This window comes from Streptomyces sp. NBC_01481, assembly GCF_026339995.1.
In the GTDB taxonomy this organism is placed as follows: domain Bacteria; phylum Actinomycetota; class Actinomycetes; order Streptomycetales; family Streptomycetaceae; genus Streptomyces.
On sequence record NZ_JAPEPT010000001.1, the window covers coordinates 268633 to 291445 of the forward strand.

22 protein-coding genes are annotated in these 22813 nt (G+C 69.7%); 11 read left to right on the plus strand and 11 right to left on the minus strand.

Features of this window, described 5'->3' with window-relative positions; genetic code table 11:
- Positions 1-126: 126 nt before the first annotated feature.
- On the plus strand, positions 127-1392 hold the full coding sequence (locus OOK40_RS01310; RefSeq protein ID WP_266475843.1) for an ATP-binding protein: 1266 nt from the start codon (positions 127-129) through the stop codon (positions 1390-1392).
- Between the two features lie 91 nt (positions 1393-1483).
- Here the strand turns inward: OOK40_RS01310 and OOK40_RS01315 are convergent, their stop codons facing one another.
- Positions 1484-1993 carry a GtrA family protein gene (locus tag OOK40_RS01315; protein WP_266475845.1) on the minus strand — a complete coding sequence of 170 codons (510 nt, stop codon included), beginning with the start codon at positions 1991-1993 and terminating at the stop codon, positions 1484-1486.
- A 171-nt stretch (positions 1994-2164) separates the two neighbouring features.
- Between OOK40_RS01315 and OOK40_RS01320 the strand changes: the two genes are divergently transcribed.
- From OOK40_RS01320 to OOK40_RS01335, 4 genes are all read left to right on the plus strand, one after another.
- Positions 2165-3304: a 5-(carboxyamino)imidazole ribonucleotide synthase gene (locus OOK40_RS01320; protein WP_266475847.1), complete on the plus strand. Its 1140-nt coding sequence runs from the start codon at positions 2165-2167 to the stop codon at positions 3302-3304.
- The gene (gene purE, locus OOK40_RS01325; protein WP_266475849.1) at positions 3301-3822 is read left to right on the plus strand and encodes a 5-(carboxyamino)imidazole ribonucleotide mutase; all 522 of its coding nucleotides are present in this window, start codon (positions 3301-3303) and stop codon (positions 3820-3822) included. The genes OOK40_RS01320 and purE overlap by 4 nt, the downstream gene beginning before the upstream one ends.
- Positions 3823-3828: 6 nt before the next feature.
- Positions 3829-5025: a dipeptidase gene (locus OOK40_RS01330; RefSeq protein ID WP_266475850.1), complete on the plus strand. Its 1197-nt coding sequence runs from the start codon at positions 3829-3831 to the stop codon at positions 5023-5025.
- Between the two features lie 143 nt (positions 5026-5168).
- Entirely contained in the window at positions 5169-6293 is a 1125-nt protein-coding gene (locus tag OOK40_RS01335; RefSeq protein WP_266475851.1) for a membrane dipeptidase, read from the plus strand.
- Between the two features lie 23 nt (positions 6294-6316).
- Here the strand turns inward: OOK40_RS01335 and OOK40_RS01340 are convergent, their stop codons facing one another.
- Complete coding sequence (locus tag OOK40_RS01340; RefSeq protein WP_266475853.1) at positions 6317-6679, minus strand: VOC family protein; 363 nt, start codon at positions 6677-6679, stop codon at positions 6317-6319.
- A gap of 88 nt (positions 6680-6767) precedes the next feature.
- Between OOK40_RS01340 and OOK40_RS01345 the strand changes: the two genes are divergently transcribed.
- Positions 6768-7286: a CGNR zinc finger domain-containing protein gene (locus tag OOK40_RS01345; protein WP_266475855.1), complete on the plus strand. Its 519-nt coding sequence runs from the start codon at positions 6768-6770 to the stop codon at positions 7284-7286.
- Between the two features lie 140 nt (positions 7287-7426).
- On the opposite strand, the gene OOK40_RS01350 is transcribed toward OOK40_RS01345, so the two are convergent.
- Positions 7427-8770: a UDP-glucose/GDP-mannose dehydrogenase family protein gene (locus tag OOK40_RS01350; RefSeq protein WP_266475856.1), complete on the minus strand. Its 1344-nt coding sequence runs from the start codon at positions 8768-8770 to the stop codon at positions 7427-7429.
- Between the two features lie 188 nt (positions 8771-8958).
- Between OOK40_RS01350 and OOK40_RS01355 the strand changes: the two genes are divergently transcribed.
- A complete protein-coding gene (locus OOK40_RS01355; RefSeq protein ID WP_266475857.1) occupies positions 8959-10116 on the plus strand; it encodes an acyl-CoA dehydrogenase in 1158 nt (385 codons plus the stop codon).
- A gap of 258 nt (positions 10117-10374) precedes the next feature.
- On the opposite strand, the gene OOK40_RS01360 is transcribed toward OOK40_RS01355, so the two are convergent.
- The 3 genes from OOK40_RS01360 to OOK40_RS01370 all read right to left on the minus strand — a co-directional run bounded on the left by OOK40_RS01360 (position 10375) and on the right by OOK40_RS01370 (position 12678).
- Positions 10375-10962 carry a Uma2 family endonuclease gene (locus tag OOK40_RS01360; protein ID WP_266475858.1) on the minus strand — a complete coding sequence of 196 codons (588 nt, stop codon included), beginning with the start codon at positions 10960-10962 and terminating at the stop codon, positions 10375-10377.
- A gap of 52 nt (positions 10963-11014) precedes the next feature.
- On the minus strand, positions 11015-11956 hold the full coding sequence (locus tag OOK40_RS01365; RefSeq protein WP_266475859.1) for a helix-turn-helix domain-containing protein: 942 nt from the start codon (positions 11954-11956) through the stop codon (positions 11015-11017).
- A 281-nt stretch (positions 11957-12237) separates the two neighbouring features.
- A complete protein-coding gene (locus OOK40_RS01370) occupies positions 12238-12678 on the minus strand; it encodes an ATP-binding protein (RefSeq protein ID WP_266475860.1) in 441 nt (146 codons plus the stop codon).
- A 127-nt stretch (positions 12679-12805) separates the two neighbouring features.
- Here OOK40_RS01370 and OOK40_RS01375 point away from each other — a divergent pair, with 127 nt between their 5' ends.
- Positions 12806-13657: a helix-turn-helix transcriptional regulator gene (locus OOK40_RS01375; RefSeq protein ID WP_266475861.1), complete on the plus strand. Its 852-nt coding sequence runs from the start codon at positions 12806-12808 to the stop codon at positions 13655-13657.
- The gene (locus tag OOK40_RS01380) at positions 13654-13860 is read left to right on the plus strand and encodes a DUF397 domain-containing protein (protein ID WP_266475862.1); all 207 of its coding nucleotides are present in this window, start codon (positions 13654-13656) and stop codon (positions 13858-13860) included. The genes OOK40_RS01375 and OOK40_RS01380 overlap by 4 nt, the downstream gene beginning before the upstream one ends.
- Positions 13861-14011: 151 nt before the next feature.
- On the opposite strand, the gene OOK40_RS01385 is transcribed toward OOK40_RS01380, so the two are convergent.
- Positions 14012-14320 (minus strand): antibiotic biosynthesis monooxygenase, encoded by a 309-nt coding sequence (locus OOK40_RS01385; RefSeq protein WP_266475863.1) that lies wholly within the window; start codon positions 14318-14320, stop codon positions 14012-14014.
- A 153-nt stretch (positions 14321-14473) separates the two neighbouring features.
- Positions 14474-15694, minus strand: a complete 1221-nt coding sequence (locus tag OOK40_RS01390) for an LCP family protein (protein WP_266475864.1) — start codon at positions 15692-15694, stop codon at positions 14474-14476.
- Between the two features lie 106 nt (positions 15695-15800).
- On the opposite strand from OOK40_RS01390, the gene OOK40_RS01395 reads away from it, so the two are divergent.
- Positions 15801-16349: an acyl-CoA thioesterase gene (locus tag OOK40_RS01395; RefSeq protein WP_266475865.1), complete on the plus strand. Its 549-nt coding sequence runs from the start codon at positions 15801-15803 to the stop codon at positions 16347-16349.
- A gap of 226 nt (positions 16350-16575) precedes the next feature.
- On the opposite strand, the gene OOK40_RS01400 is transcribed toward OOK40_RS01395, so the two are convergent.
- On the minus strand, positions 16576-17937 hold the full coding sequence (locus OOK40_RS01400; protein ID WP_323136045.1) for an LCP family protein: 1362 nt from the start codon (positions 17935-17937) through the stop codon (positions 16576-16578).
- A gap of 210 nt (positions 17938-18147) precedes the next feature.
- Between OOK40_RS01400 and OOK40_RS01405 the strand changes: the two genes are divergently transcribed.
- The gene (locus OOK40_RS01405; protein ID WP_266475867.1) at positions 18148-19176 is read left to right on the plus strand and encodes a glycosyltransferase family 2 protein; all 1029 of its coding nucleotides are present in this window, start codon (positions 18148-18150) and stop codon (positions 19174-19176) included.
- A gap of 65 nt (positions 19177-19241) precedes the next feature.
- On the opposite strand, the gene OOK40_RS01410 is transcribed toward OOK40_RS01405, so the two are convergent.
- Both OOK40_RS01410 and OOK40_RS01415 read right to left on the minus strand, forming a co-directional pair.
- Positions 19242-20984 carry an LCP family protein gene (locus OOK40_RS01410; RefSeq protein ID WP_266475868.1) on the minus strand — a complete coding sequence of 581 codons (1743 nt, stop codon included), beginning with the start codon at positions 20982-20984 and terminating at the stop codon, positions 19242-19244.
- Between the two features lie 51 nt (positions 20985-21035).
- A complete protein-coding gene (locus tag OOK40_RS01415) occupies positions 21036-22778 on the minus strand; it encodes an LCP family protein (RefSeq protein WP_266475869.1) in 1743 nt (580 codons plus the stop codon).
- Positions 22779-22813 lie beyond the last annotated feature (35 nt).

The window sequence follows — 22813 nt, forward strand, 5'->3', positions numbered from 1 at the left end:
CCCTGTCCGGGCCGGCCCTCCGGGTTCGCCCGCGAAGCCACCCACCGGGCAGCAACCTCCAACGCCCCTGGCCCACGGCAGCCACGACCCCTGGAAACGACCAAACGGACACCGCCGGAGAGCACCATGCGACGACGACTCATCACCTCAACCCTCGCCGTCGTCCTCGTCGTCATCGCCGTCTTCGGTGTCTCCCTCGTCCTCGTCGAGACCCGCACCATCTCCAGCAGCGCCCAGGAAAGCGTCGACTCCGAGGCCCTCCGCCTCGTCAGCATCGTCGACAGCCGGCTCATCGGCGGTGAGCCCGTAAACCCCGACATCCTCTCCGAGCAGAGCGGTGCCAAGCGGTACGCCCTCATCACGATCCCCGGCCGCGAGCCGATCGAGATCGGCGAGCGCCCCACCGGCAGCGTCATCCGCGGGGTCGCGCACGGTGAGCGCAACGAGAGCGTCACCGTCGAGGAGTCCCGCTCGTCCGTGACGCGCGAGGTCGGGCGGACCTTGTTGATCATCGCCGGGGTCGCGCTGCTCGCCGTCGTCGCCGCCGTGCTGCTCGCCGTACGCCAGGCGAACCGCCTCGGCTCCCCGCTCACCGATCTCGCCGAGACCGCCGAGCGCCTCGGCTCCGGCGACCCGCGCCCCCGGCACAAGCGCTACGGCGTCCCCGAGCTGGACCGCGTCGCTGATGTCCTCGACTCCAGTGCCGAGCGCATCGCGCGCATGCTCACCGCCGAGCGCCGGCTCGCCGCGGACGCCTCGCATCAGCTCCGTACGCCGCTGACCGCGCTCTCCATGCGGCTGGAGGAGATCACCCTCACCGACGACCCGGACACCGTGAAGGAGGAGGCGAGCATCGCGCTCGCGCAGGTGGAGCGGCTCACCGACGTCGTGGACCGGCTGCTCACGAACTCCCGCGACCCCCGCACCGGCTCCGCCGTCGTCTTCGACCTCGACGAGGTGGTCAAGCAGCAGCTGGAGGAGTGGCGCCCGGCCTACCGCAGTGCGGGCCGCGCCATCGTCTGCTCGGGAAAGCAGGGCATGCAGGCCGTCGGCACCCCGGGCGCGGTCGCCCAGGTGCTTGCCGCACTGATCGAGAACTCGCTCATGCACGGAGGCGGAACGGTCGCGCTGCGGACCCGTGTCACGGGAAACCAGGCCGTGGTCGAGGTGACCGACGAGGGCCCGGGCGTCCCGGCCGACCTCGGCGCGCGGATCTTCGAGCGGACCATCAGCGGCCGCAATTCCACCGGCATCGGACTGGCCGTGGCCCGCGATCTGGCGGAGGCGGACGGTGGCCGGCTGGAGCTGCTCCAGCAGCATCCGCCGGTCTTCGCGCTGTTCCTGAGCCGGGTGGCGCGCAGCCGCAAGAACGGCCCGCCCACGGTCCGCTGAAGCGGACGGCCAGACGCTCAGGCCGAGCCCGACGCTCAGCCCAGGCCGCTCGAAGCCCGACGCTCAGCCCAGGACGCCCGTCGCCAGACGCTCAGCGCCCGACGCGGTCCGGCTCCGGCCGCCGCTGCCCCAGGAACGATTCCGCCGTGTGCACGGCCTCGCGTGCGGGCAGCGCCCGGAAGACCCAGGTGCGGTAGGACCAGAAGCGGAACAGCGTCGCGAGACCGATGCCGAGGAACTTGAAGATGTTGCTCTGCAGCGGGCTGTCCCAGTCGAAGCCGTACGTCGCCGCGTACAGAATGCCGTTCTCGATCACCAGGCCGACCACGCTGAACAGCAGAAAGAGCGTGAGCTCCTTGGTGCGCCCGCTCTTGTCGCGGTCCCGGTAGGTGAAGTACCGAAAGCCCACGTAGTTGAAGGCGATCGCGACGACGGTCGCCAGAATCGACGCCCGCACCACGGGGATCTCGGTGGTGTGGCGTACGAGGTTGAAGACGGCGAGGTTGACCAGCAGCCCCGCACCGCCCACCGCTCCGAACTTGGCGACTTCGCGGGAGAGCTGATCGAGCTGCCCGCGCAGCGCACTGCCTCGTTCACTCATAGTGAGAGTTCAGCCCCATCGTTTCGGCAGCGTCAACGCAGCCATGCTAACCACCCGCTCCCGCCCCCGCCCGGGGACGTACCCAACCATGTGGCGAGGCTGTGACAAGCCCGACCCCGGCCGGGCGCCGCGGGCGGCAGGGGGCGCCGGGGCGGCGGATACCCTAAGAGGGTGACGTTCCCGGTAGTCGGCATGGTCGGCGGCGGCCAGCTCGCCCGTATGACCCACGAGGCGGGCATCCCCCTCGGCATCAGATTCAAGCTCCTCAGTGACACCCCGCAGGACTCCGCGGCCCAGGTGGTCAGCGATGTCGTCATCGGCGACTATCGCGATCTGGACACGCTGCGTGAGTTCGCGCGGGAGTGCGACGTGCTCACGTTCGATCATGAGCATGTCCCGATCGAGCACCTGCGCGCCCTGGAGGCGGACGGCATCCCCGTCCGCCCGGGGCCCGACGCCCTGGTGCACGCGCAGGACAAGGGCGTGATGCGCGCGAAGCTCGACGAGCTCGGCGCGCCCTGCCCGCGCCACCGCATCGTCACGGACCCCGCCGATGTGACGGCCTTCGCCGAGGAGGGCGACGGCTTCCCCGTCATCCTCAAGACCGTGCGCGGCGGCTACGACGGCAAGGGCGTCTGGTTCGTGCGTACGCAGGCCGACGCCGAGGCCCCCTTCAAGGCGGGCGTCCCCGTCCTCGCCGAGGAGAAGGTCGACTTCACCCGCGAGCTGGCGGCGAACATCGTCCGCTCCCCGCACGGCCAGGCCGTCGCCTATCCCGTGGTCGAGTCCCGGCAGGTCGACGGCGTCTGCGACACGGTGATCGCACCGGCGCCCGGCCTGGACCCGCAGCTGGCGGGCCAGGCACAGGAGCTCGCCCTGCGGATCGCCGCCGCGCTCGGCGTCGTCGGCCATCTCGCGGTCGAGCTGTTCGAGACGACCGACGGCCGCATCCTGGTCAACGAGCTGGCGATGCGCCCGCACAACTCCGGCCACTGGACCCAGGACGGCGCGATCACCTCGCAGTTCGCCAACCATGTCCGCGCGGTGCTCGACCTGCCGCTGGGCGACCCGCGCCCGCGGGCCAGGTGGACCGTGATGGCCAACGTCCTCGGCGGCGACTACCCGGACATGTACCAGGCGTATCTGCACTGCATGGCCCGCGATCCGCAGCTGAAGATCCATATGTATGGCAAGGACGTCAAGCCCGGCCGCAAGGTGGGTCACGTCAACACCTACGGCGACGATCTGGACGACGCGCTGGAGCGCGCCCGTCACGCAGCCGGCTATCTCAGAGGAACGATCAACGAATGAGCCCTGTCGTTGGCATTGTCATGGGGTCCGACTCCGACTGGCCCGTCATGGAGGCCGCCGCGCAGGCCCTGGACGAGTTCGAGATCGAGTACGAGGTCGACGTCGTCTCCGCGCACCGGATGCCGCGCGAAATGATCGCCTACGGAGAGCAGGCCGCCGACCGCGGCCTCAAGGCGATCATCGCGGGCGCCGGGGGAGCGGCCCATCTTCCGGGCATGCTCGCCTCCGTCACCCCGCTCCCGGTGATCGGCGTCCCCGTACCGCTGAAGTACCTCGACGGCATGGACTCGCTGCTGTCGATCGTGCAGATGCCCGCGGGTGTGCCCGTCGCCACGGTCTCGGTCGCCGGCGCCCGTAACGCGGGCCTGCTCGCGGCCCGGATCCTGGCCACGCACGACGATGAACTCCTCGCCCGTATGCGGGAGTTCCAGCAGGAGCTGAACGACCAGGCGACCGAGAAGGGCAAGCGGCTGCGTACCAAGGTCGCAGGTGCGGATTCCTTCGGCTTCGGGAAGTAACAGCGCATGGAATCCCCCACGGACCACCTGAGCCAGGCGCGCGAGCTGCTCGCGTCCCACCCGGTCGTCGACGGCCACAACGACCTGCCCTGGGCGCTGCGCCAGCACGTGCGCTACGACCTGAACCGCATGGACATCGCCGGTGACCGGACCGGCGAGCTGCACACCGACATCCCGCGGCTGCGCAAGGGCGGCGTCGGCGCGCAGTTCTGGTCCGTGTACGTACGCAGCGACATGGCGGGCGACGACGCGGTCAGCGCGACCCTGGAGCAGATCGACGGGGTGCGCCAGCTGCTCGAGCGCTATCCGGCGGACCTCGCCGCCGCGCTGAGTGCGGACGACATCGAGAAGGTGCGCGGCGAGGGCCGTATCGCCTCCCTCATGGGTGCCGAGGGTGGCCACTCCATCAACAACTCCCTGGCCACGCTGCGGGCGTTGTACGCGCTGGGCGTGCGCTACATGACCCTGACCCACAACGACAACATCGCGTGGGCGGACTCGGCGACCGACGAGGTCGGTGTCGGCGGCCTGTCGGCCTTCGGCCACGAGGTCGTACGGGAGATGAACCGTATCGGCATGCTCGTCGACCTCTCGCACGTCGCCCCCTCGACGATGCGCGACGCGCTCGGTACCTCGGTCGCACCGGTCGTCTTCTCGCACTCATCGGCCCGGGCGATCTGCGACCACGTTCGCAACATCCCCGACGACGTGCTGGAGCGGCTGCCCGCGAACGGCGGCGTCGCGATGGCGACGTTCGTGCCCAAGTTCATCCTGCCCGCGGCGGTCGACTGGACCCGCGCCGCCGACGAGAACATGGAGGCGCACGGCCTGCACCCCCTGGACACCACGCCCGGGGCGATGAAGGTCCACGCCGCGTTCGAGGCGGCGAACCCGCGGCCGGTGGCCACCGTCGCGACCGTCGCCGATCACCTGGACCACATGCGCGAGGTGGCCGGCGTCGACCACATCGGCATCGGCGGCGACTTCGACGGGACGGCCTTCACACCGGCCGGTCTCGAAGATGTCGCGGGCTATCCGAACCTGATAGCGGAACTGCTCGGCCGCGGCTGGTCCGCCTCGGACCTCGCCAAGCTGACCTGGCAGAACGCGGTCCGTACGCTGCGCGCGGCGGAGGATGTCGCCCGCGGCCTCCAGGCGGAGCGCGGCCCCTCGAATGCGACGATCGAGCAGCTCGACGGCTGAGACGGGCCGACGGGGGTACGGGGCGCCTGCGGGACACGCCCCGCATACGGGCCCGTACCCCCGAACGCACCACCTGCCGTGAAGCCTCGCCGCTCCCGTGCCACGGTTGATCCACGGCACCGCCGTCGACGCTCGGAGCACCCATGGCAGATCTGCAGAACGACCCCCCGGCCGAGACCATAGCCGTCGGCAACCTCGACGATGTGGCGCCGCCGCGCAGAGAGCCGTCCACCGAGCCTGCCGACCCGGCCGCCGCAAGCCCGGCCGCCGGAAGCCCGGCCGCCGCAAGCCCGGCCGCCGGAAGCCTGGAGCGCGCCCGCGAACTCCTCGCCGCGCACCCGATAGCCGACGGCTGCAGCGGGCTCGGCCTGGCGCTGCGGGAGCTCCCCTCGTACGACATCGAGGACGGCGAGCGCATGCTGGAGACGGACATCCCGCGGCTGCGGGACGGCGGGGTGGGCGCGCAGTTCTGGTCCCTGCACGTGCGCGGCGAGCCCACGGGGGACCGTGCGGTGACGGCGACACTGGAACAACTCGACCTGGTCCGCGCCCTGGTGGCCGAGTGCCCCGACGGCCTGCGCCTGGCCCTGAGCGCGGGCGACCTGGCCGACGCACGCAACTGCGGCCGCATAGCCGCCCTGCTCGGCCCGGTGGCGGGCCCGGCCCTCGGCGATTCGCTCGCCACACTGCGCGCGTATCACGCCCTCGGCGTCCGCAGTGTCACCCTCGCGGGCGCCCGCTGGACACAGCGCGCCGGACTGACCCCCTTCGGCCAGGAGGTCGTCCGTGAGATGAACCGTCTGGGCATCCTCGTCGACCTCTCCGGCTGCACGCTGGAAACGATGCGCCGCGCGCTCGTCGTGGCCAAGGCCCCGGTCGTCATCTCGCACCACCCGGAGCCGGTCCCGGACGACGTGCTGCGCCAGCTGCGCGCCAACTGCGGTGTGTGCATGGTCGCCTGCACGGGTGCCTCGATCCGGGAGACGGCGGACCGCCTGGACCATGTCCGCGAGACGGCGGGCCCGCAGTCGGTGGCCCTGACCGGCGCCTACGACACGGGCTCCCCGCACGCCCCCGGCCTGGCGGATGTGTCCTGTTTCCCGCGCCTGATCGCCGAACTCCTGGACCGCGACTGGCCGCAGCCCGATATCGAGGCCCTGACCTGGACGAACGTGTCCAGGGTCCTCAGGGACGCGGAATTCGTCTCCCGCGCGATCCAGGCTCGCCGGCCCCCGTCGACGGCGAGACCGACCCCGCAGGACGGCTGAGCCGCGGGGCCGGAGCTTCTGCCTCAGGAGGCGCAGAGGCAGAACGGGTGCCCGGCCGGGTCCGCGTACACCCGCCACGACCGCGCCCTGTCATCCACATCGAGCGCCTTCGCGCCCAGTGCCAGTACGTCCTTCTCCGCCGCGTCCAGGTCGTCGACCGTCAGGTCCAGATGGAACTGCTGGGAGGCGTCCGGCGCGGGCCACTTCGGAGGTACGAAGCCGGGCGAGACCTGGAACGAGAGCGGCGTCCCGGCGGCTCCCCTGAGGGACACCCAGCCGTCGCCGTCGTCCTCGATCTCACCGCCGAGCACGCCTGCGTAGAAGCGGCCGAGTGCGACGGGGTCGGGACAGTCCAGCACGACGGTCCCCAGGGTGGCGATGGGCATGACTCCTCCTCGGGTAAGAGTTACCGTTGAAATGGCTCAACCGGTAACGGTTACTTCATGCTCCCGCATCGGAGGTAACGTCGCAACCATGAATGAGAGGGAAACCGCGCCCGGAGCCCTCGCGCTGGTCGAGGCCCTGGTGAACACGCTCGATGTCGAGACCGGCACCGACTCCCTCGACACGGAGGACGGCCGCGCCGTCTTCGGTCTCGCCGAGCAGGACGTGCCGCCCGCGCGCGAACTGCGTGAGGCCCTGCGCGCCGCCTGCCTCGCGCACGCGGGCCACCGGTCGGACCGTTCGCCCGCCGCGCTGGACGACCTGCTGGCCGGGGCGCCGCTGTACGTCACCGTCGCGGAAGACGGCACCGCCGCACTCCGCCCGGCGGACCCCGACGCGCTCGTCTCCCGCATCGCGCAGGCGCTCGCCGCGGCGTCCGCCGACGGGACATGGGCGCGGCTGAAGGCGTGCGAGGCGGAGGACTGCCGGTGGGTGTACTACGACCGCAGCCCGGGCGGCCGGCGCCGCTGGTGCTCGATGTCGGTCTGCGGCGCCCGCGCCAAGATGCGGACCTACCGGGCCAGGGGCAAGGCGTCTGCCGGGGGCTGAATATCAGCCCGTCCGGGCGTTTGAGGACATGCGGCCGAAGGTCGCATCCGGGGTCTGGGGCGAAGCCCCGGTTGGTGCCCGGCGCCCAAGCCCCCAGTTCGGGCAGGGGCGGGTAGGGGAAAAGGCCCCCGGGCCGAGCCCTACGCCCGCGGCCGGCCCATCGCCCGATACGTCCAGCCCGCCTCGCGCCACTTCACCGGGTCCAGCGCATTCCGCCCGTCCAGGACGATCCGGCTCGACGTGACCCGGCCCAGCGCCGCCGGGTCCAGTTCGCGGAACTCGCGCCACTCCGTCAGGTGCAGCACCACGTCCGCCCCCCGGACCGTCTCCAGCGCCGTGTCCGCGTACCCGAGGGTCGGGAACAGCCGGCGCGCGTTGTCCATGCCCTTGGGGTCGTACACCGTGACCTGACCGCCCTGCAGATGGATCTGCCCGGCGACATTCAGCGCGGGCGAGTCCCGCACATCGTCCGAGTCGGGCTTGAAGGACGCCCCCAGCACGGCCACCCGCTTGCCCAGGAACGATCCGCCGCCCACGGCCTCCCGCGCCAGCTCCACCATGTGGCCGCGGCGCCGCATATTGATCGAGTCGACCTCGCGCAGGAAGGTCAGCGCCTGGTCGGCGCCCAGCTCGCCGGCGCGGGCCATGAACGCGCGGATGTCCTTCGGCAGACAGCCGCCGCCGAAGCCGATGCCCGCGCGCAGGAATTTGGAGCCGATGCGCTCGTCGTATCCGATGGCCTCGGCGAGCTTCACGACATCGCCGTCGGCGGCCTCGCACACCTCGGCCATCGCGTTGATGAAGGAAATCTTCGTCGCGAGGAAGGAATTCGCGGAGGTCTTCACCAGCTCGGCGGTGGGGAAGTCGGTCACCACGAACGGCGAGCCCTCGCCGACCGGCGTCGCGTACACCTCGCGCAGCAGCTTCTCCGCACGCTCGCTCTCCACACCCACCACGATCCGGTCGGGGTGCAGCGTGTCCTGGACGGCGAAGCCCTCGCGCAGGAACTCGGGGTTCCACGCCAGCTCGGCGTCCGTGCCCACCGGGGCGAGTTCGGTGAGCAGAGCCGCCAGCCGGGCCGCGCTGCCGACCGGGACGGTCGACTTGCCGACGACCAGGGCGGGCCGCTTCAGCTGCGGCGCGAGCGAGGCGAAGGCGCGGTCGACGTACGACATGTCACAGGCGTACTCCCCGTGCTTCTGGGGGGTGTTCACGCAGACGAAGTGGACGTCGCCGAACTCCCCGATCTCCTCCCAGGAGGTCGTGAAGCGCAGCCGCCCGCTCGATCCCTCGATCCCGGCGACATGCTTGGCAAGCAGCTCCTCCAGCCCCGGCTCGTACATGGGGACCTTGCCCGCGGAGAGCATCTCGATCTTCTCGGGCACGACATCGAGCCCGAGGACCTCGAAGCCCAATTCAGCCATGGCCGCGGCGTGGGTGGCGCCGAGATATCCGGTGCCGATCACGGTGATCTTGAGGGCCATGCGGTGCTCCAGTGAATCGCGGGCTGGGAATGCCTGCCCGAGCATAGCCGCGCCCCGCACCGGGGTCGCGAGCCCGGCGAGCAGAGCCCTTTTCCGCTGTCGCCAAGGTCACGTATGCCTTGGGGCTGCTGGACCTTTAAAATTAGGTTACTTAACGGTAGTTAGCGTTCCCTGGGGAGTGAGAGACAGTGGCCGGATCGGCTGATTTCGACCTGTACCGCCCGTCCGAAGAGCACGACATGCTCCGGGACGCCATCCGCTCGCTCGCCGAGGCGAAGATCGCTCCGTTCGCGGCCGCGGTCGACGAGGAGGCCCGCTTCCCGCAGGAGGCGCTGGACGCGCTCGTCTCCGCCGACCTGCACGCCGTTCACGTTCCCGAGGAGTACGGCGGCGCCGGTGCCGACGCGCTGGCGACCGTGATCGTCATCGAGGAGGTCGCGCGCGTCTGCGCCTCCTCCTCTCTTATCCCGGCCGTGAACAAGCTGGGCTCGCTCCCGGTGATCCTCTCCGGCTCCGAGGACCTGAAGAAGAAGTACCTGGGCCCGCTCGCCAACGGCGACGGGATGTTCTCGTACTGCCTCTCCGAGCCGGACGCGGGTTCCGACGCGGCGGGCATGAAGACCAAGGCCGTCCGCGACGGCGACTTCTGGGTGCTCAACGGCGTGAAGCGCTGGATCACCAACGCCGGCGTCTCCGAGTACTACACGGTGATGGCCGTCACCGACCCCGAGAAGCGCTCCAAGGGCATCTCGGCCTTCGTCGTCGAGAAGTCCGACGAGGGCGTCTCCTTCGGCGCCCCGGAGAAGAAGCTCGGCATCAAGGGCTCCCCGACCCGCGAGGTCTACCTCGACAACGTCCGCATCCCCGCCGACCGCATGATCGGCGCGGAGGGCACCGGCTTCGCCACCGCGATGAAGACTCTGGACCACACCCGGATCACGATCGCGGCCCAGGCTCTGGGTATCGCCCAGGGCGCGCTGGACTACGCCAAGGGCTACGTCCAGGAGCGCAAGCAGTTCGGCAAGCCGATCGCCGACTTCCAGGGCATTCAGTTCATGCTCGCCGACATGGCCATGAAGCTCGAGGCCGCCCGCCAGCTCACCTACTCCGCGGCCGCCAAGTCGGAGCGCGGCGACGGGGACCTGACCTTCTTCGGCGCGGCGGCCAAGTGCTTCGCCTCCGACGTCGCGATGGAGGTCACGACGGACGCGGTCCAACTCCTCGGCGGCTACGGCTACACGCGCGACTACCCGGTGGAGCGCATGATGCGCGACGCCAAGATCACCCAGATCTACGAGGGCACGAACCAGGTCCAGCGGATCGTCATGGCCCGCAACCTGCCGTAGCAGCTTTTTGCAGCTCAGAACGCCTCTGCCGCGATCGGCAGGGGCGTTCTTTTGTTGGATCAGCGGCGGAGGTCTCGGACGCGTCCAGCGTCCGCGGCGCACGCGCCCTGCGGGGGCGCCGGGCGGGACGATGCGCGTCTTGTCGGTACGCAGCCGGAGTGGGCTCGCCGGGTGAGGAGCTGGCGGCGGGCGGTACTGAACGCACAGGGCTGGTTGCTGGAGCAGTGAGGTCCGTACGCCGACGGTCCGGGCGACGGGCTATGGGTACCGGGGGAGGTCCCCGGTCGGGATGGTCCAGTCGCCGATGGTGACGTCCTCGCCGTACACGAACTCCTTGCGCGTGGCGTAGCGAGGACCCGCCGGGGTCGAGTGGATGTCGCAGAACACCGCGCCCGAGCCGGTGCGCGGATCGAAGACCGCGTAGACCGGGACGCCGAGGAGGGGGTAGTCCCGCATCTTGCCCACCCAGTCGTTGTCCGGGTTCGACCGCGAGACGACCTCGATCGCAGCGAGGAGCGTGCGGGGATCGAAGGAACCCTCGCCCTCCATGTCGGACTCGGCGATCACCATCACGTCGGGGTGCCGCATGATGCCCTCGGGCAGGTGCTCCACGTCCGGGGTGCCGGTGTGGGCCACCAGTTCGTCCAGCAGGATCTTTTCGAGGCGTTTGCGTACCCGCAGCACGGTGAGTTCGTGCGGTCTGGCGGGCGACAGCATGTCGTGGACGATTCCTTCCTTGGTGATCTCGAACTTGCCGGGAAGGGTGTCGTCCATCAACGACACGAACTCGCGCATGGCCCGGTACTGGCGGGCGTGGTGCTGCGCGTCGTCCGGGGCGATGGTCATGGTGCTTGCTCCTCGTCGTCCGTACCCGGCGGCAGGGGTCGTCCCCTTCACGCTAGGCGGCCTCGGCGAGGTCGGTTCTGCAGTCGCGGCAGCGGCCTGGTTCCGGGGCGCGGAAGGCGCGGTCGCACCTATCGCAGTTCTGGAGCGGGTTGCGGGGTCTCGCAGGCGTGGGTGCGGCGGGTAGCGGGGGCGGCAGGAGCGCTGTGAGCCGGTGGGCGAGGAGTCCTGCGGGCTGTTTCAGCCGGTCGGGCAGGTCGGCGGTGAGTGCGTGGCGTACGGCGTCGGGGTGGGCGTCCCGTTCGAGCCAGGCGGCGACGGCGGGGGCCAGGCGGCGGACGTCGTGCTCGCCCAGGAGAAGCCGGGGCTCGTGGCGGCGCAGGTCGGCGAGGAGGTCGGTGGCCGCACGGTGGCGCTCCAGGTCGGGTGTCCGCGGCTGGGGGAGCGGCGCGCGCGGGCGCGCGGGCGGCGGCAGAGGGGCGGGTGCGGCCTCCGCGGCGGGGGTTGCCGACAGGGCGGGCTCCTGGGCCGGGGGCTCGGGTTCCGCTGGGAGCGGCGGTGGCGTGGCCGGGACCGAGGTCGGGAGGCTGGGAGCGGTCCCTGGCTCAGGCCCTGCGGCGCGAACCGGGGCGGCACCGGGCTGGTTGTACGAGATCGTGCGCGTGACGAGCTTGCCGCCGGGGAGGCGTTCCAGGGTGCGTGCCAGGTAGCTGTGTTCCTCCAGTTCGCGCAGGGCGGCGGCGATGCGGGACTCGCTCTCCGGGAAGCGGTCGGTGAGCACCTTGATGCCGACCTTCGCTCCGTCGGGCAGCGACTGGATGTGCACGGCGAGCCCGATCGCGGTCAGAGACAACTCGCCGTGCTGGGCGAGGTGGTTGCCGACGATCGTGAAGCGGCTGGTGTGGACCGCGTTCATGTGGATCACACCGAAAGGGGTGACGCGTGCGGGTACACGGGACGAGGTGCGCGAGGGCGCGCTAACCTGCTGGGTATCCATCGGGAAGGGCCTAGCTTCCTTGGTGGTCAGGCCCTCGATCGGGATTGCACTCCCGGCCGGGGGCCGACGCATGTCTGTGGTTGTCGCGGCGAGCATATGCCCGCCAACCCGCCCGAAATCCAGCCCGATTGGCCAAGGTCACCCGTGAGGGTGACGGGCGTGGGGTGGGTTGGGTGGGTACTTTCCCTGGTTCTTTCTAACGTTCTTAAGAGCTTTTTGCGTCGTGCGGCAGCGCGTCGCGGACAGCCGGGTCGCAGGAATCCGCGACCCGGTGCGACCAGTCACGGTACGAGGTCGAGTTCGGCCCAAATGGTCTTACGGGGCACGGGTCCTGAGGCGACGCCCCAGCGGTCGGCGAGCGCTTCAACGATCAGCAGACCGCGCCCGGACTCGGAGTCGGCGGCCGGGGCGGCGGGGGTGCCGGGACCGGGCGGAAGGCGGTCGCCACGGGTGTCGGTGATCTCGATCCGCAGCCGCTTGTCGTCGTCCTGGACGGCGAGATCCAGCCTGAAGTCCCTGCCCGGTACGCGGCCGTGGACGGTGGCGTTGGTGGCCAGTTCGGCGACGATGTGCGCCGCCGACTCCGACGGCAGTCCCCAGGAGGCCAGTTGAGCCGTGGTCAACAGGCGGGCGAGCCGGGCTCCTCGGCGCGTGGGGGAGAGCAGCACGGTGAACTGCCGGGCAGGAGCGGAAGATTCGGTTCGGGTGATTTCCAGATTCACGTGACTCAGCGTGGCCCGTCCATGCTTACGCTGAACAGAGCGACGCGTGTACGGACAGTGACTGTCCAGGTGGCGTACGGCCCTGTCCATCCGGTACGACGTCGACACGGATGAAGGCGGGTGTCGTATGGCGGACGAGATCGGCACGGACGAGCCGGACCGGGACGTGGACCTGGATGACGACTCAGGAGCAGTGATCGCGGCGGTCGGCCGACAGGTCCGGCTCTGGCGCGAGGCGGCCGGGATGCGCGCGGCGGAGCTGGGTGCGGCGATCGGGTACGGCGAGAACCAGGTCTACAAGGTGGAGACCGGCAAGCGCATCCCGAAACCGGAGTTCCTGGACCGGGCGGACGAGGTCCTGAGCGCGGGCGGCAAGCTCGCCGCGATGAAGAAGGACGTGGCGGAGGCCAGATATCCCAAGAAGGTCCGGGACTTGGCGAAGCTGGAGGCGGACGCGGTCGAGCTCGGCGCGTATGCCAGTGCCGTGGTGCACGGGTTGCTGCAGACCGAGGAGTACGCCCGTGCGCTGTACGGGGGCCGGCGGCCCGCCTTCTCCGAGGACCAGGTCGAACGCCTGGTGGCTTCGCGGATGGCCCGGCAGTCGGTTTTCGAGCGGCAGCCCGCGCCCCTTCTGACGTTCGTCCAGGAAGAGGCGACGCTGAGGCGGCCGACCGGGGGCAGAATGGTGTTACGCCGACAGCTCGAACACCTGCTGGAAATCAGCGCGTTGAGGCACGTCGAGATCCAGGTCATGCCTACGGAGACGGAGGAGCACGCGGGTCTGGACGGCTCACACCAGGTGCTTAAGCTGAGCGACGGCACGGCTGTGGGGCACAACGAGGTCCAGCTCACCAGTCGTCTGATCAGCGACCCCAAGGAGGTTCAGATCCTTGAGATGCGGTACGGCCTGACCAGGTCGCAGGCGCTCACGCCGCGGTTGTCGCGGACCTTCATCGAGAAACTGGCGGGAGAGACATGAGTGTCAAGCCCTCGGCCGGAGACCCTTCCGGGCTGACGTGGTTCAAGAGCAGCTACAGCACAGCCGACGGCCCCGAGTGCGTCGAGGTCGCGGCGGCCGTCAGCACGGTGCACGTCCGCGACTCCAAGAACGTTCCAGGACCGCAGCTCTGCGTCACGCCCAACGCGTGGGCGGACTTCGTGACGTACGCGTCTGGGAGCTGACCTAAGAGCACTGGTGCCCCGAGCCCGGTTGATCCGGGTATCGGGCGCAGTGCTGTCAGAAGAAGCTGATCTGCTCCTCGTCAGCGGGCTTGGCTGTCCCTCCGTTGGCGAGTGACGGCGGACAGGGAAGGGCTCGCCGGGCTCCTCGCCCTCAGATCACCACGGCCGACTCGTAGTTGCCGGCATGCATCTGCGAGCAGAGGGCCCGGCAGCCTCCGAAGTGTTCGGCGAACTCGGGCTTGTTCTTCCATGCGTTGAGGGAGTCGACATCCCGCCACGCCGCAAACGACAGGAAGTGATCCGGGTCATTCAGATCATGGATGAGCCGAGCCGTCACGAAGCCCTCGTTCGCTTCCCTGGTCCAGGTCAGAAATCCGGTCCATCGCTCGACGAACTCCTCGGCCTTGCCCTCGGCGACATGCCAGCTCCCCGAGGCCCAGTACTTGGTCTCCTCAACCATGCGCGCACCCCTCGTTCCTTGATCGCGGTGCTCGTCAGCCTAGGGCCGGCCCCTCGGGTGCGCGATCGCAGCGCCGCCGGCCGGATGAGGCACGACAAAGGCTCCGGACCCGTGAGGTCCGGAGCCTTCGGCCGGGCCCGCTGCCCGGGTGCGTCAGCGGTCCGAGGTGACCGTGACCTTCTCGTCGTTCTTCAGCTGCTCGACGAGCTGCTTCACCTTGGCCTTGTCCCAGACCAGGTTGCCGCCCCTGCTGCCCGAGATCGGCATGTTCATCGACGTGCCGTCGCCGCCCGTGACGCCCTTCATCGCGAAGAACATCTGGCCCAGCGACCACAGGGACATGTCCTTGTCCACGATCAGCGTGTCCAGGCCCGCGCCCGCCGTCGGATAGAACTTGAACGGGTTGAGGATCGTGCCCGGCGTCGCCGTCTGGCTGGCCAGGGCCGCGAGGAACTTCTGCTGGTTCTTCGTACGGTCCAGGTCGCTGTTCGCGAAGGCGTACCGCGTCCGTACGAACGCCAGCGACTGCTCGCCGTCCAGCGTCTGCTTGCCCGCCTGGAAGTCCGCGCCCGAGTTCTTGTCCTTGAAGGCCTTCGGGATGTCGATCTCGACACCGCCGATCGCGTCCACGATGTTCGCGAAGCCCGCGAAGCCGATCTCGACGTAGTGGTCGATGTGCAGGCCGGTGTTGTGCTCGACGGTGCGGACCAGCAGCTCCGGTCCGTCCTCCGCGTAGGCCGCGTTCAGCTTGGTGTGGCGGCCCTTCGCCGGGAATACCTTGCCGGACTGGGAGCCCTTGAAGGAGGGGATCTCCACGTCCGAGTCGCGCGGCAGCGAGATCAGCGTCGGGCCGTTGGAGCCGTCGTGCAGGATCATCATCGAGTCGGTCCGCTTGCCCTCGGCCGAGCCCGTGTGGAGCTTCTTCTTCTCCTCGTCCGACATGCCCTCACGGCTGTCGGAGCCCACGATCAGATAGTTCGTGCCCTCGCCCCCGCCCGGGCGCTCGATGACCTTCGAGAGGTCGACCTCGCGCTTGAGCTTGGAGTCGGCCCAGAAGTACGTGCCTATGGACACCGCGAGCAGCAGGACGACCAGCGTCAGCGAACCGATCTTGAGCCGTCGGCGCCAGTCGGGGCCGGTGTGCGGCGGGTAGCCCTGCGGGGGTCCGCCGTTGCCGCCGCCATTGCCTCCGCCCTGGCCTCCGTAGACCTGGCCCGTGTTGTAGCCGCTGTCATAGGGGGTGTCGTAACCGTCGTCGTACCCCTGCGACTGCTGCTGCGGGACCGGTCGTCGCTGCACATGGCGCATCGCGCGAGCGCCTTCGGGCTGGGCGCCCTGGCTGCCGCGTCCGTATCCATCGGGCCATTCGTTCATGCGGACCAGTGTGCAGGCCGGGGCTTCCGCCTCACAGGGCGGGTGGGAAATAGGGCCAGGGCTGTTGCCAAGCTGATGCAAACTGGCCCGGCATATGGTGGAGGGCATGACAGATCTGGCCCAGCGCCCGGAATCAGAGATTCCGGGTAAGCCCACCTCGGCGTCCCGTACCACCTTGAGTCACATCATGACCGGCAGTGACACCAACCTTCTCGGCACGGTGCACGGCGGCGTGATCATGAAGCTGGTGGACGACGCGGCGGGCGCGGTCGCGGGCCGCCACTCGGGCGGGCCCGCGGTCACGGCCTCCATGGACGAGATGGTCTTCCTCGTGCCGGTACGCGTCGGCGATCTGGTTCATGTGAAGGCCCAGGTCAACTGGACCGGGCGGTCCTCGATGGAGGTCGGCGTGCGGGTGCTCGCCGAGCGCTGGAACGAGTCGACCCCCGCGACACAGGTCGGCAGCGCCTATCTCGTCTTCGCCGCAGTCGACGGGGACGGCAAGCCGCGCCCCGTACCGGCGGTGATTGCCGAGACCGAGCGGGACCAGCGGCGCTATCAGGAGGCGCAGATCCGGCGCACGCACCGGCTGGCGCGGCGCCGCGCGATCAAGGAGCTGCGCGAGAAGCGCGCGTCGGAGGGCCTGGAGGACTGACCGGGCCTGTGCGCCGGACCCCCGTGCCGGGCATGTGCGCCGGACCCCCGTGCCGGGCCTGTGCGCCGGACCCCCGCGCCGGGCCTGTGCGCCGGACCCCCGCGCCGGGTCTCTGCCGCGAACGCGCCTCCGACCCGGACCCCGCGCCGGGCCTCTGCCGCGAAGCGCGCGCCGGGCCTCCTCCCCCAACCCCGCGCCGGACATCACTTCGTGCAGGTTCGCCCGGTTACGGGCAGACCGCCTGGTCTCCCGTCACCGCGCCGAACTCGCCGTGGTGCTTTTCCTCCGCCCGGACCGGTGTCACGCCCTTGTAGTCCGTTCCGGCCGTCACCTTCAGCGTCGGGCCCTGGCCCCTCACCTTGAGCAGTTCGCAGCCCGGCAGAGCCGCCGCCAGCGACTTCGCCGAGCGGTCCCAGCGGGAGTCGTATCTCACATACGTGCGCCGCACCTCCGCGCCGGCCCGGTTCAGCGGCGTGCGCGTCGTGTTGAAGCCCGTGGCCCTCAGCGCATCGTCGAGCTTCCGCCCCATGCCGTCCGTCCGTGTCCCGTTGTAGACCTGCACCCGGATCTGCTGCGGCGGCACGTCGACCAACCTCGCCTTCGGCCCCGCCGGCCGGTGCGGCGCCAGCGGCTTGTCCTCGCGCATCATCTGGAAGAGCTTCTTCGACTTCGCCTCGTCCCACTTCACCGTGGAGCCGATGCCCTTGACGTGGTAGCCGCCGCGGACCGGCACGGTCGTGAACTCCGACGAGGCCGCCGTGAAGCCCCGCATCGCCCTGCCCAGAGCGAGCATCTCCTGCGGCCCGAAGCCCTCGTCGGCTCGCACGGAGCCGAGCATCATCGAGCTGACCCGACGGAACTTCGCCGGGTTCAGCAGCACCCCGCTGCTGGTCCCCTGATGGATGAGGGCAGCGAGGAAACGCTGCTGGCGCTGCATCCGGCCCAGGTCGGCCGCGCCGTCGACATAGCGCGAGCGCACGTACTGCAATGCCTGCCCGCCGTTCAGCCTGTGTGTGCCCGCCGCGAGATCAAGACCGGTGTACGTGTCCTTCATCGGCCGGGGCGTGCAGACCTCCACCCCACCGAGCGCGTCCACCGTCTTCATGAAGCTGGTGAAGTCGACCTCCAGATAGTGGTCGATCTTCACCCTGGTCATCTTCTCGACGGTCCGCACGGTCAGACCCGGCCCGCCTTCGGCGTAGGCCGCGTTCAGTTTCACCGCGTGCGCCCCGTGGCGCTTGCCTGTCGTCCGGTCGACGTGTGCGGGGATCTCCGTGTACGTGTCCCGGGGCAGGCTCACCACAGTCGCCCGCTGCCGCTCCCGCGAGATGTGGACCAGCATGATCGTGTCGGTGCAGCGGCAGGGCGCGCCGCCGAGCCGGTACTTCCGCTTCTCCTCCCGGGTGATCTTGTCGCGGCCGTCGGTGCCGACGAGCAGGAGATTCATGCCGTGGCCCGGCTCGGGCCGGTTCTTCATGTCCTTGAAGGGGTCCACCCTGGCGATACCGGTGTCCAGGCTGGTCACCACCGCGTGCCCGATGCCGCCAACCCCGAGCACCAGGACCGAGAGCGACGTCCCCACCCGCAAGCCCCAGCGCGGCCGCGCGAGGCGCCGTCCGGTCCTGGACTGGGCACTCGGCCGGGGACGGCGGGAGCGGGGCGGCGTTGGCACCGGGGGACACCTCCGCGAGCGACAGGGGGGAATCCCGCACACCGTAGGCCGATACGATCTGCGACCACCGGCACCGACCCGGCCGCCGCGCGTTCGTGTCCCCCGTTCGCGGTAACGTGGCGACCGATGAACGCCACACCCGCCGCCACGCCCCCTGTCTCCGTGATCATGCCGGTCCTCAATGAGGAGCGGCATCTGCGCAACTCCGTCCGTCACATCCTCGAGCAGGAGTACGACGGCGAGATGGAGGTGGTGATCGCGCTCGGGCCCTCGACGGACCGTACCGACGAGATCGCCGCCGAGCTCGTATCGGAGGACCCCAGGGTCCACACGGTGCCGAACCCGACCGGCCGCACCCCGGCCGCCCTGAACGCTGCCATCAAGGCATCGCGTCACCCGATCGTGGTGCGCGTCGACGGCCACGGCATGCTGTCGGCGAACTACATCGCCACCGCCGTGCGCCTCCTCGAAGAGACCGGCGCGCAGAACGTCGGCGGCATCATGCACGCCGAGGGCGAGAACGACTGGGAGCACGCCGTCGCCGCCGCGATGACGTCGAAGGTCGGCGTGGGCAATGCCTCCTTCCACACCGGCGGCGAGGCGGGCCCGGCCGAAACCGTGTATCTGGGTGTTTTCCGCCGCGAGGCGCTGGAGCAGCAGGGCGGCTACAACGAGGAGTTCATCCGCGCCCAGGACTGGGAGCTGAACTTCCGCATCCGTGAGGCGGGCGGCCTGATCTGGTTCTCGCCGGAGCTCAAGGTCCAGTACCGCCCGCGGCCTTCCGTCAAGGCGCTCGCCAAGCAGTACAAGGACTACGGCCGCTGGCGGCATGTCGTCGCCCGCTACCACCAGGGCTCCATCAATCTGCGCTACCTCGCGCCGCCGACCGCCCTGTGCGCGGTCGCCGCGGGCATCGTCGTCGGCGCGGCCCTCACACCCCTCGGCTTCGTCGTCCCGGCCGGCTACCTCGCGGGGATAACCGCCGGGTCCGTCCCCGCGGGCAAGGGCCTGCCGCTCAAGGCGCGCCTGCAGATCCCTGTGGCGCTCGCCACGATGCACATGTCGTGGGGATACGGCTTCCTGACCAGCCCGCGCGCGCTGGCGAAGAAGGTCATCGCCAGCCGCCGCCCGGCCGTGCGGACCGCTTCCGCCTGACACGGGTACGTATATGAGAGGGGCCCCGGGCGATCGCCCGGGGCCCCTCTCATGACGCGTACGAGCTACCAGGTGAAGCCGTCCTGCACCGGCATGCACGCCTTGTCGTTCTCACCGTTCAGAGGCTTCGCCGACGTCGGCGTCTTGTTGTCGTCCTTCGGCGCCGTCTTCGGGTAGGTGTCACCCTGCCGCCAGTCCGCGCCCACGATCAGCGTGATGCCGGTGACGTCCGTCGACTTCTTCACCGAAGTCAGCGGAATCCCGAGGGACTTGGCGATCGCCTGGGCATCGCCCTCGAGTTCGGCGTTGGAGTACCGGATGACCGTGTTCGCCTGCGGATTGGTCGAGGCGTCGGCCTGGGCCCGGGTGAAGCCCTTGTCCGCCAGGATCCCGGCCACCGCCGTCGCCCGGCCCTTCTCGGCGAACCGGCCGTCGGCCGATGTGCCGTTCTGCACCATCACCGCGATCTCTCCGGGCGCCGCGGCCGCGTCCTTGGAGGCGGCCGGGGCGGTGGTCGGCTTCTTCTTCGTCGGCGCCTTGCCGTCCAGCGGAATGTCCTCGCGGACCAGCCGGAACAGTTGCTCGGCGTCGCCCGGCTGGGGCTCGACCTTGCCGCTGAAGCCCGGCCGCTGGGAGTAGAAGTTCGGCATGGTCGTCATGGTGATCCGGCCGGTCGGGACGCTCTTGAGCTCCTCGCCCAGGTCATAGAGCTCCTTGACCGAGCCGATGCCCTTGTCGACGGTGAGCGCGCCGATCGCGGCCTCGGCGAGGTTGCGCAGCTTGGCCGGGTCGGTGAGCTTGGTGTTCCTGCGCAGCTCACGGACCATCGAGTTCATGTACATGTGCTGCGCACGGGTGCGGGCGAGGTCGGTGCCGTCGTCGAAGCCGTACCGCGTACGCAGCCACTGCAGGGCCTGTTCGCCCTTGACCGGGTGGGTGCCCGCCTCCAGCTTGAGGCCCGAGCCCTGGCCCTGGCGGTTGCGCGAGTAGACGTTCTTCTCGACACAGACCGGAACGCCGCCGATGGCGTCGGCCATGGAGACCACACCGGCGAAGTCGATCATCATGAAGTGGTCGATGGTGATGCCGGTGAGTTCGTACCAGGTGGCCACCGTGCAGCCGGGCCCGCCGCGGCCGAGTGACTCATTGGTCAGCGTCCATCCGGTCGCGGCGAAGGTCTTGCCGGTGTCCGGGTCCTTGCACTCGGGGATCTTGACCACGGTGTCCCGCGGCATGCTGATCACCGAGATGTTGCTGCGGTCCGCCGAGAGGTGCAGCAGCATCTGCACATCCGCGAGCGGTGTCCCGCCGAAGGTGTCCTTGGCGCCGCCGAGTTCCTGGTTCTTCTTGGAGTCCCGCGCGTCCGAGCCGATCAGCAGGATGTTCAACGGCGTCTGGCCCGCCGCGTTCGCCTGGTGCTCGCGCATCTTGTCGCCGAGCGTCAGATCGTCCTTCTTGAGCTTGCTGTTGAGGTGTTCGTAATAGAGGTATCCGGCGCCGGCCGTGCCAAGTATCAGCAGCGACAGCACGGACGCGACCCAGCGCAGTACGCGGCGCTTGCCGCGTTTCCCGCGGCGCGGGCCGCCGAGCCGGTGACCCGAGCCCGGATCGTCGCCGGAGTCCTCCGCGGTCGCGGTGTCCCCGGCCTCGGCGTCCTGCTCGTCGGACCGGGCCTGACGGCCGATCCGGGCGCGGCGGCCCTTGCCGGCCCCGCCCCGCTCTCCGTACAGGCTGTCGTCCCAGCCCAGGTCACGGGCGTGCGGGACGCGCTCCCGCGTCCCCTCCCCCTGCACGCTTTTCTGTCCCACCCCGGGTCCCCCCTGTCGTTCAGGCTCGCCGCATGACCCGGTGTTCCGGGGTCACTTGGCGCACACCTGTTTGTCCGCTTCGACCTTCTGCACACCCTCCGGCGCTTTCGCCGGACCGGTGAGGGGCACCCCTGCCCCCTTGAAATCGGCGCCGAGGGTCAGGGTCATGGCCTCAAGACCCACGGCGTTCTTCGTGCCCGGCTTCAGCGCCGTGGCGGGCAGACCCATCAGGTCCGCGAGTTTGCGGGCCTGGTCGGCCTGGTTCGGCGCGTACACCAGCGTCGTCGTGGCGAGCTTCTGCGGGGCGTTGCCCTCATTGCTCGACTTCAGTACGCCTTCCTCGTTCTGCAGCCAGGTCAGTGTGGCCAGCGCCGCCCCTTGTGTGTCGCTGCCGTTGAAGACCGCGACGCGGACCTTGGACGCCTGTGCCCTCGGCCCCTTGAGCAGATTCGCCTGCTGGTTCTTGGCGTCCTGCTCCTTCTGCTTCACCTCGGTGAGCGAGGTGTCGTTCTGGATCATCGAGAACAGCGGCTTGGCCTTGCTCTCGTTGAGCAGCACGGTGGCGCCGTCGGTGTTGTCGACCACCGGCACCGTAGCGAAGGTGATGTTCTTCGGGTTGACCTTCTTGAGCTCCAGACCGAGATCGCGGAGCCGGGAGATCTTGCCTATCCCGGTGTCGACGGTGAGCGCCTTGGTCGCGGCCTCGGCCAGGTCCCACATCTTGGTGGGGCTGGAGAGGGTGTCGCTCGACTTCATCTTCCGGATCAGCGAACTCAGGAACTGCTGCTGGATCTCGATCCGGCTGAGGTCGCCGCCGAAGCCCACCGAGTGACGCGTGCGCACGAACGCCAGCGCCTGCTCACCCTCGACGACGTGCTTGCCCGCCGGGAGGTTGAGCTTGGAGTCCTTGTCCTTGATGTCCTTGGCGAGGCAGACCTCGACACCGCCGACCGCCGAGGTCATCGTCTTGACCGCGTTGAAGTCGGCCATCATGAAGTGGTCGACGGTGACGCCGGTGAGCGCCTTGACCGTACGCATGGTGCAGCCCGGGTCGCGGCCCTCCTGGCCGAGGCTCTCGTTGAACCGCGTCTTGGTCGTGCCGCCTATGACCTTGGTGCCCTCGGTCGTCTTGGTCTGGCAGTCCGGGATGTCGGTGATCAGGTCACGGGGGATGGACAGCGCGGTCGCGTTCGTCCGGTCCTTGGAGACATGGAAGAGGATCGTGGTGTCGGCGTGCCCGACGCTGTTCTTGTCGCCGTAGCCGTCATTGCCCGCGCCGGAGCGCTTGTCCGTGCCGATGATCAGGATGTTGACGGCCTGGTCCTTCTTGAAGCCGTCGCTGCCCGCGCCCGTGACATCGACCGTGTTCAGGTTCGAGTCGAAGTGCCGGTAGACGAGATACGTGCCGACGGCTCCGGCGACCACGACGAAGGCCATCACGCCGCCCGTCCACAGCAGCGCCTTCTTCTTGCGCGACTTGGGCTGCTTGCGCTTGCGGCGGCCGACGGTGGGGGGATTCGTACCGCCCGAGGCATTGCCCGTACGGCGCGAGCGCTGACCGGGTACGTCCCGGCCCGGCGTCGCTGTCCCGCGATCGTCCTGGGGGCTTCTCGGGGCCGGGGTCCTCGCACCGGCGCGCCTTGATCCGCCGCCGCCCGAACCGGCGCTTCTCGACGGGGACGACTGCGGTGCGGATTGGTCCAGTCGCAATTCGTAATTGCCGGTGTGCGGGTTAAGTACCCACTGGTCGGCGGGGTCGATCTCGTCCGCCCGTCCACGGCTTTGCGCATCCACGGTTGCTTGAGTCCTCCGTCGGTGCCACGCGAGGC

Bases quoted from the DNA above. Each gene is read 5' to 3' on its own strand.
- OOK40_RS01380 (WP_266475862.1), top strand. From the start codon at position 13,654: ATGAGTGTCAAGCCCTCGGCCGGAGACCCTTCCGGGCTGACGTGGTTC.
- OOK40_RS01365 (WP_266475859.1), bottom strand. From the start codon at position 11,956: ATGGATACCCAGCAGGTTAGCGCGCCCTCGCGCACCTCGTCCCGTGTA.
- OOK40_RS01405 (WP_266475867.1), top strand. From the start codon at position 18,148: ATGAACGCCACACCCGCCGCCACGCCCCCTGTCTCCGTGATCATGCCG.
- OOK40_RS01310 (WP_266475843.1), top strand. From the start codon at position 127: ATGCGACGACGACTCATCACCTCAACCCTCGCCGTCGTCCTCGTCGTC.
- OOK40_RS01330 (WP_266475850.1), top strand. From the start codon at position 3,829: ATGGAATCCCCCACGGACCACCTGAGCCAGGCGCGCGAGCTGCTCGCG.
- OOK40_RS01335 (WP_266475851.1), top strand. From the start codon at position 5,169: ATGGCAGATCTGCAGAACGACCCCCCGGCCGAGACCATAGCCGTCGGC.
- OOK40_RS01360 (WP_266475858.1), bottom strand. From the start codon at position 10,962: ATGACCATCGCCCCGGACGACGCGCAGCACCACGCCCGCCAGTACCGG.
- OOK40_RS01385 (WP_266475863.1), bottom strand. From the start codon at position 14,320: ATGGTTGAGGAGACCAAGTACTGGGCCTCGGGGAGCTGGCATGTCGCC.
- OOK40_RS01315 (WP_266475845.1), bottom strand. From the start codon at position 1,993: ATGAGTGAACGAGGCAGTGCGCTGCGCGGGCAGCTCGATCAGCTCTCC.
- OOK40_RS01390 (WP_266475864.1), bottom strand. From the start codon at position 15,694: ATGAACGAATGGCCCGATGGATACGGACGCGGCAGCCAGGGCGCCCAG.
- OOK40_RS01350 (WP_266475856.1), bottom strand. From the start codon at position 8,770: ATGGCCCTCAAGATCACCGTGATCGGCACCGGATATCTCGGCGCCACC.
- OOK40_RS01340 (WP_266475853.1), bottom strand. From the start codon at position 6,679: ATGCCCATCGCCACCCTGGGGACCGTCGTGCTGGACTGTCCCGACCCC.
- OOK40_RS01375 (WP_266475861.1), top strand. From the start codon at position 12,806: ATGGCGGACGAGATCGGCACGGACGAGCCGGACCGGGACGTGGACCTG.
- OOK40_RS01345 (WP_266475855.1), top strand. From the start codon at position 6,768: ATGAATGAGAGGGAAACCGCGCCCGGAGCCCTCGCGCTGGTCGAGGCC.
- purE (WP_266475849.1), top strand. From the start codon at position 3,301: ATGAGCCCTGTCGTTGGCATTGTCATGGGGTCCGACTCCGACTGGCCC.
- OOK40_RS01395 (WP_266475865.1), top strand. From the start codon at position 15,801: ATGACAGATCTGGCCCAGCGCCCGGAATCAGAGATTCCGGGTAAGCCC.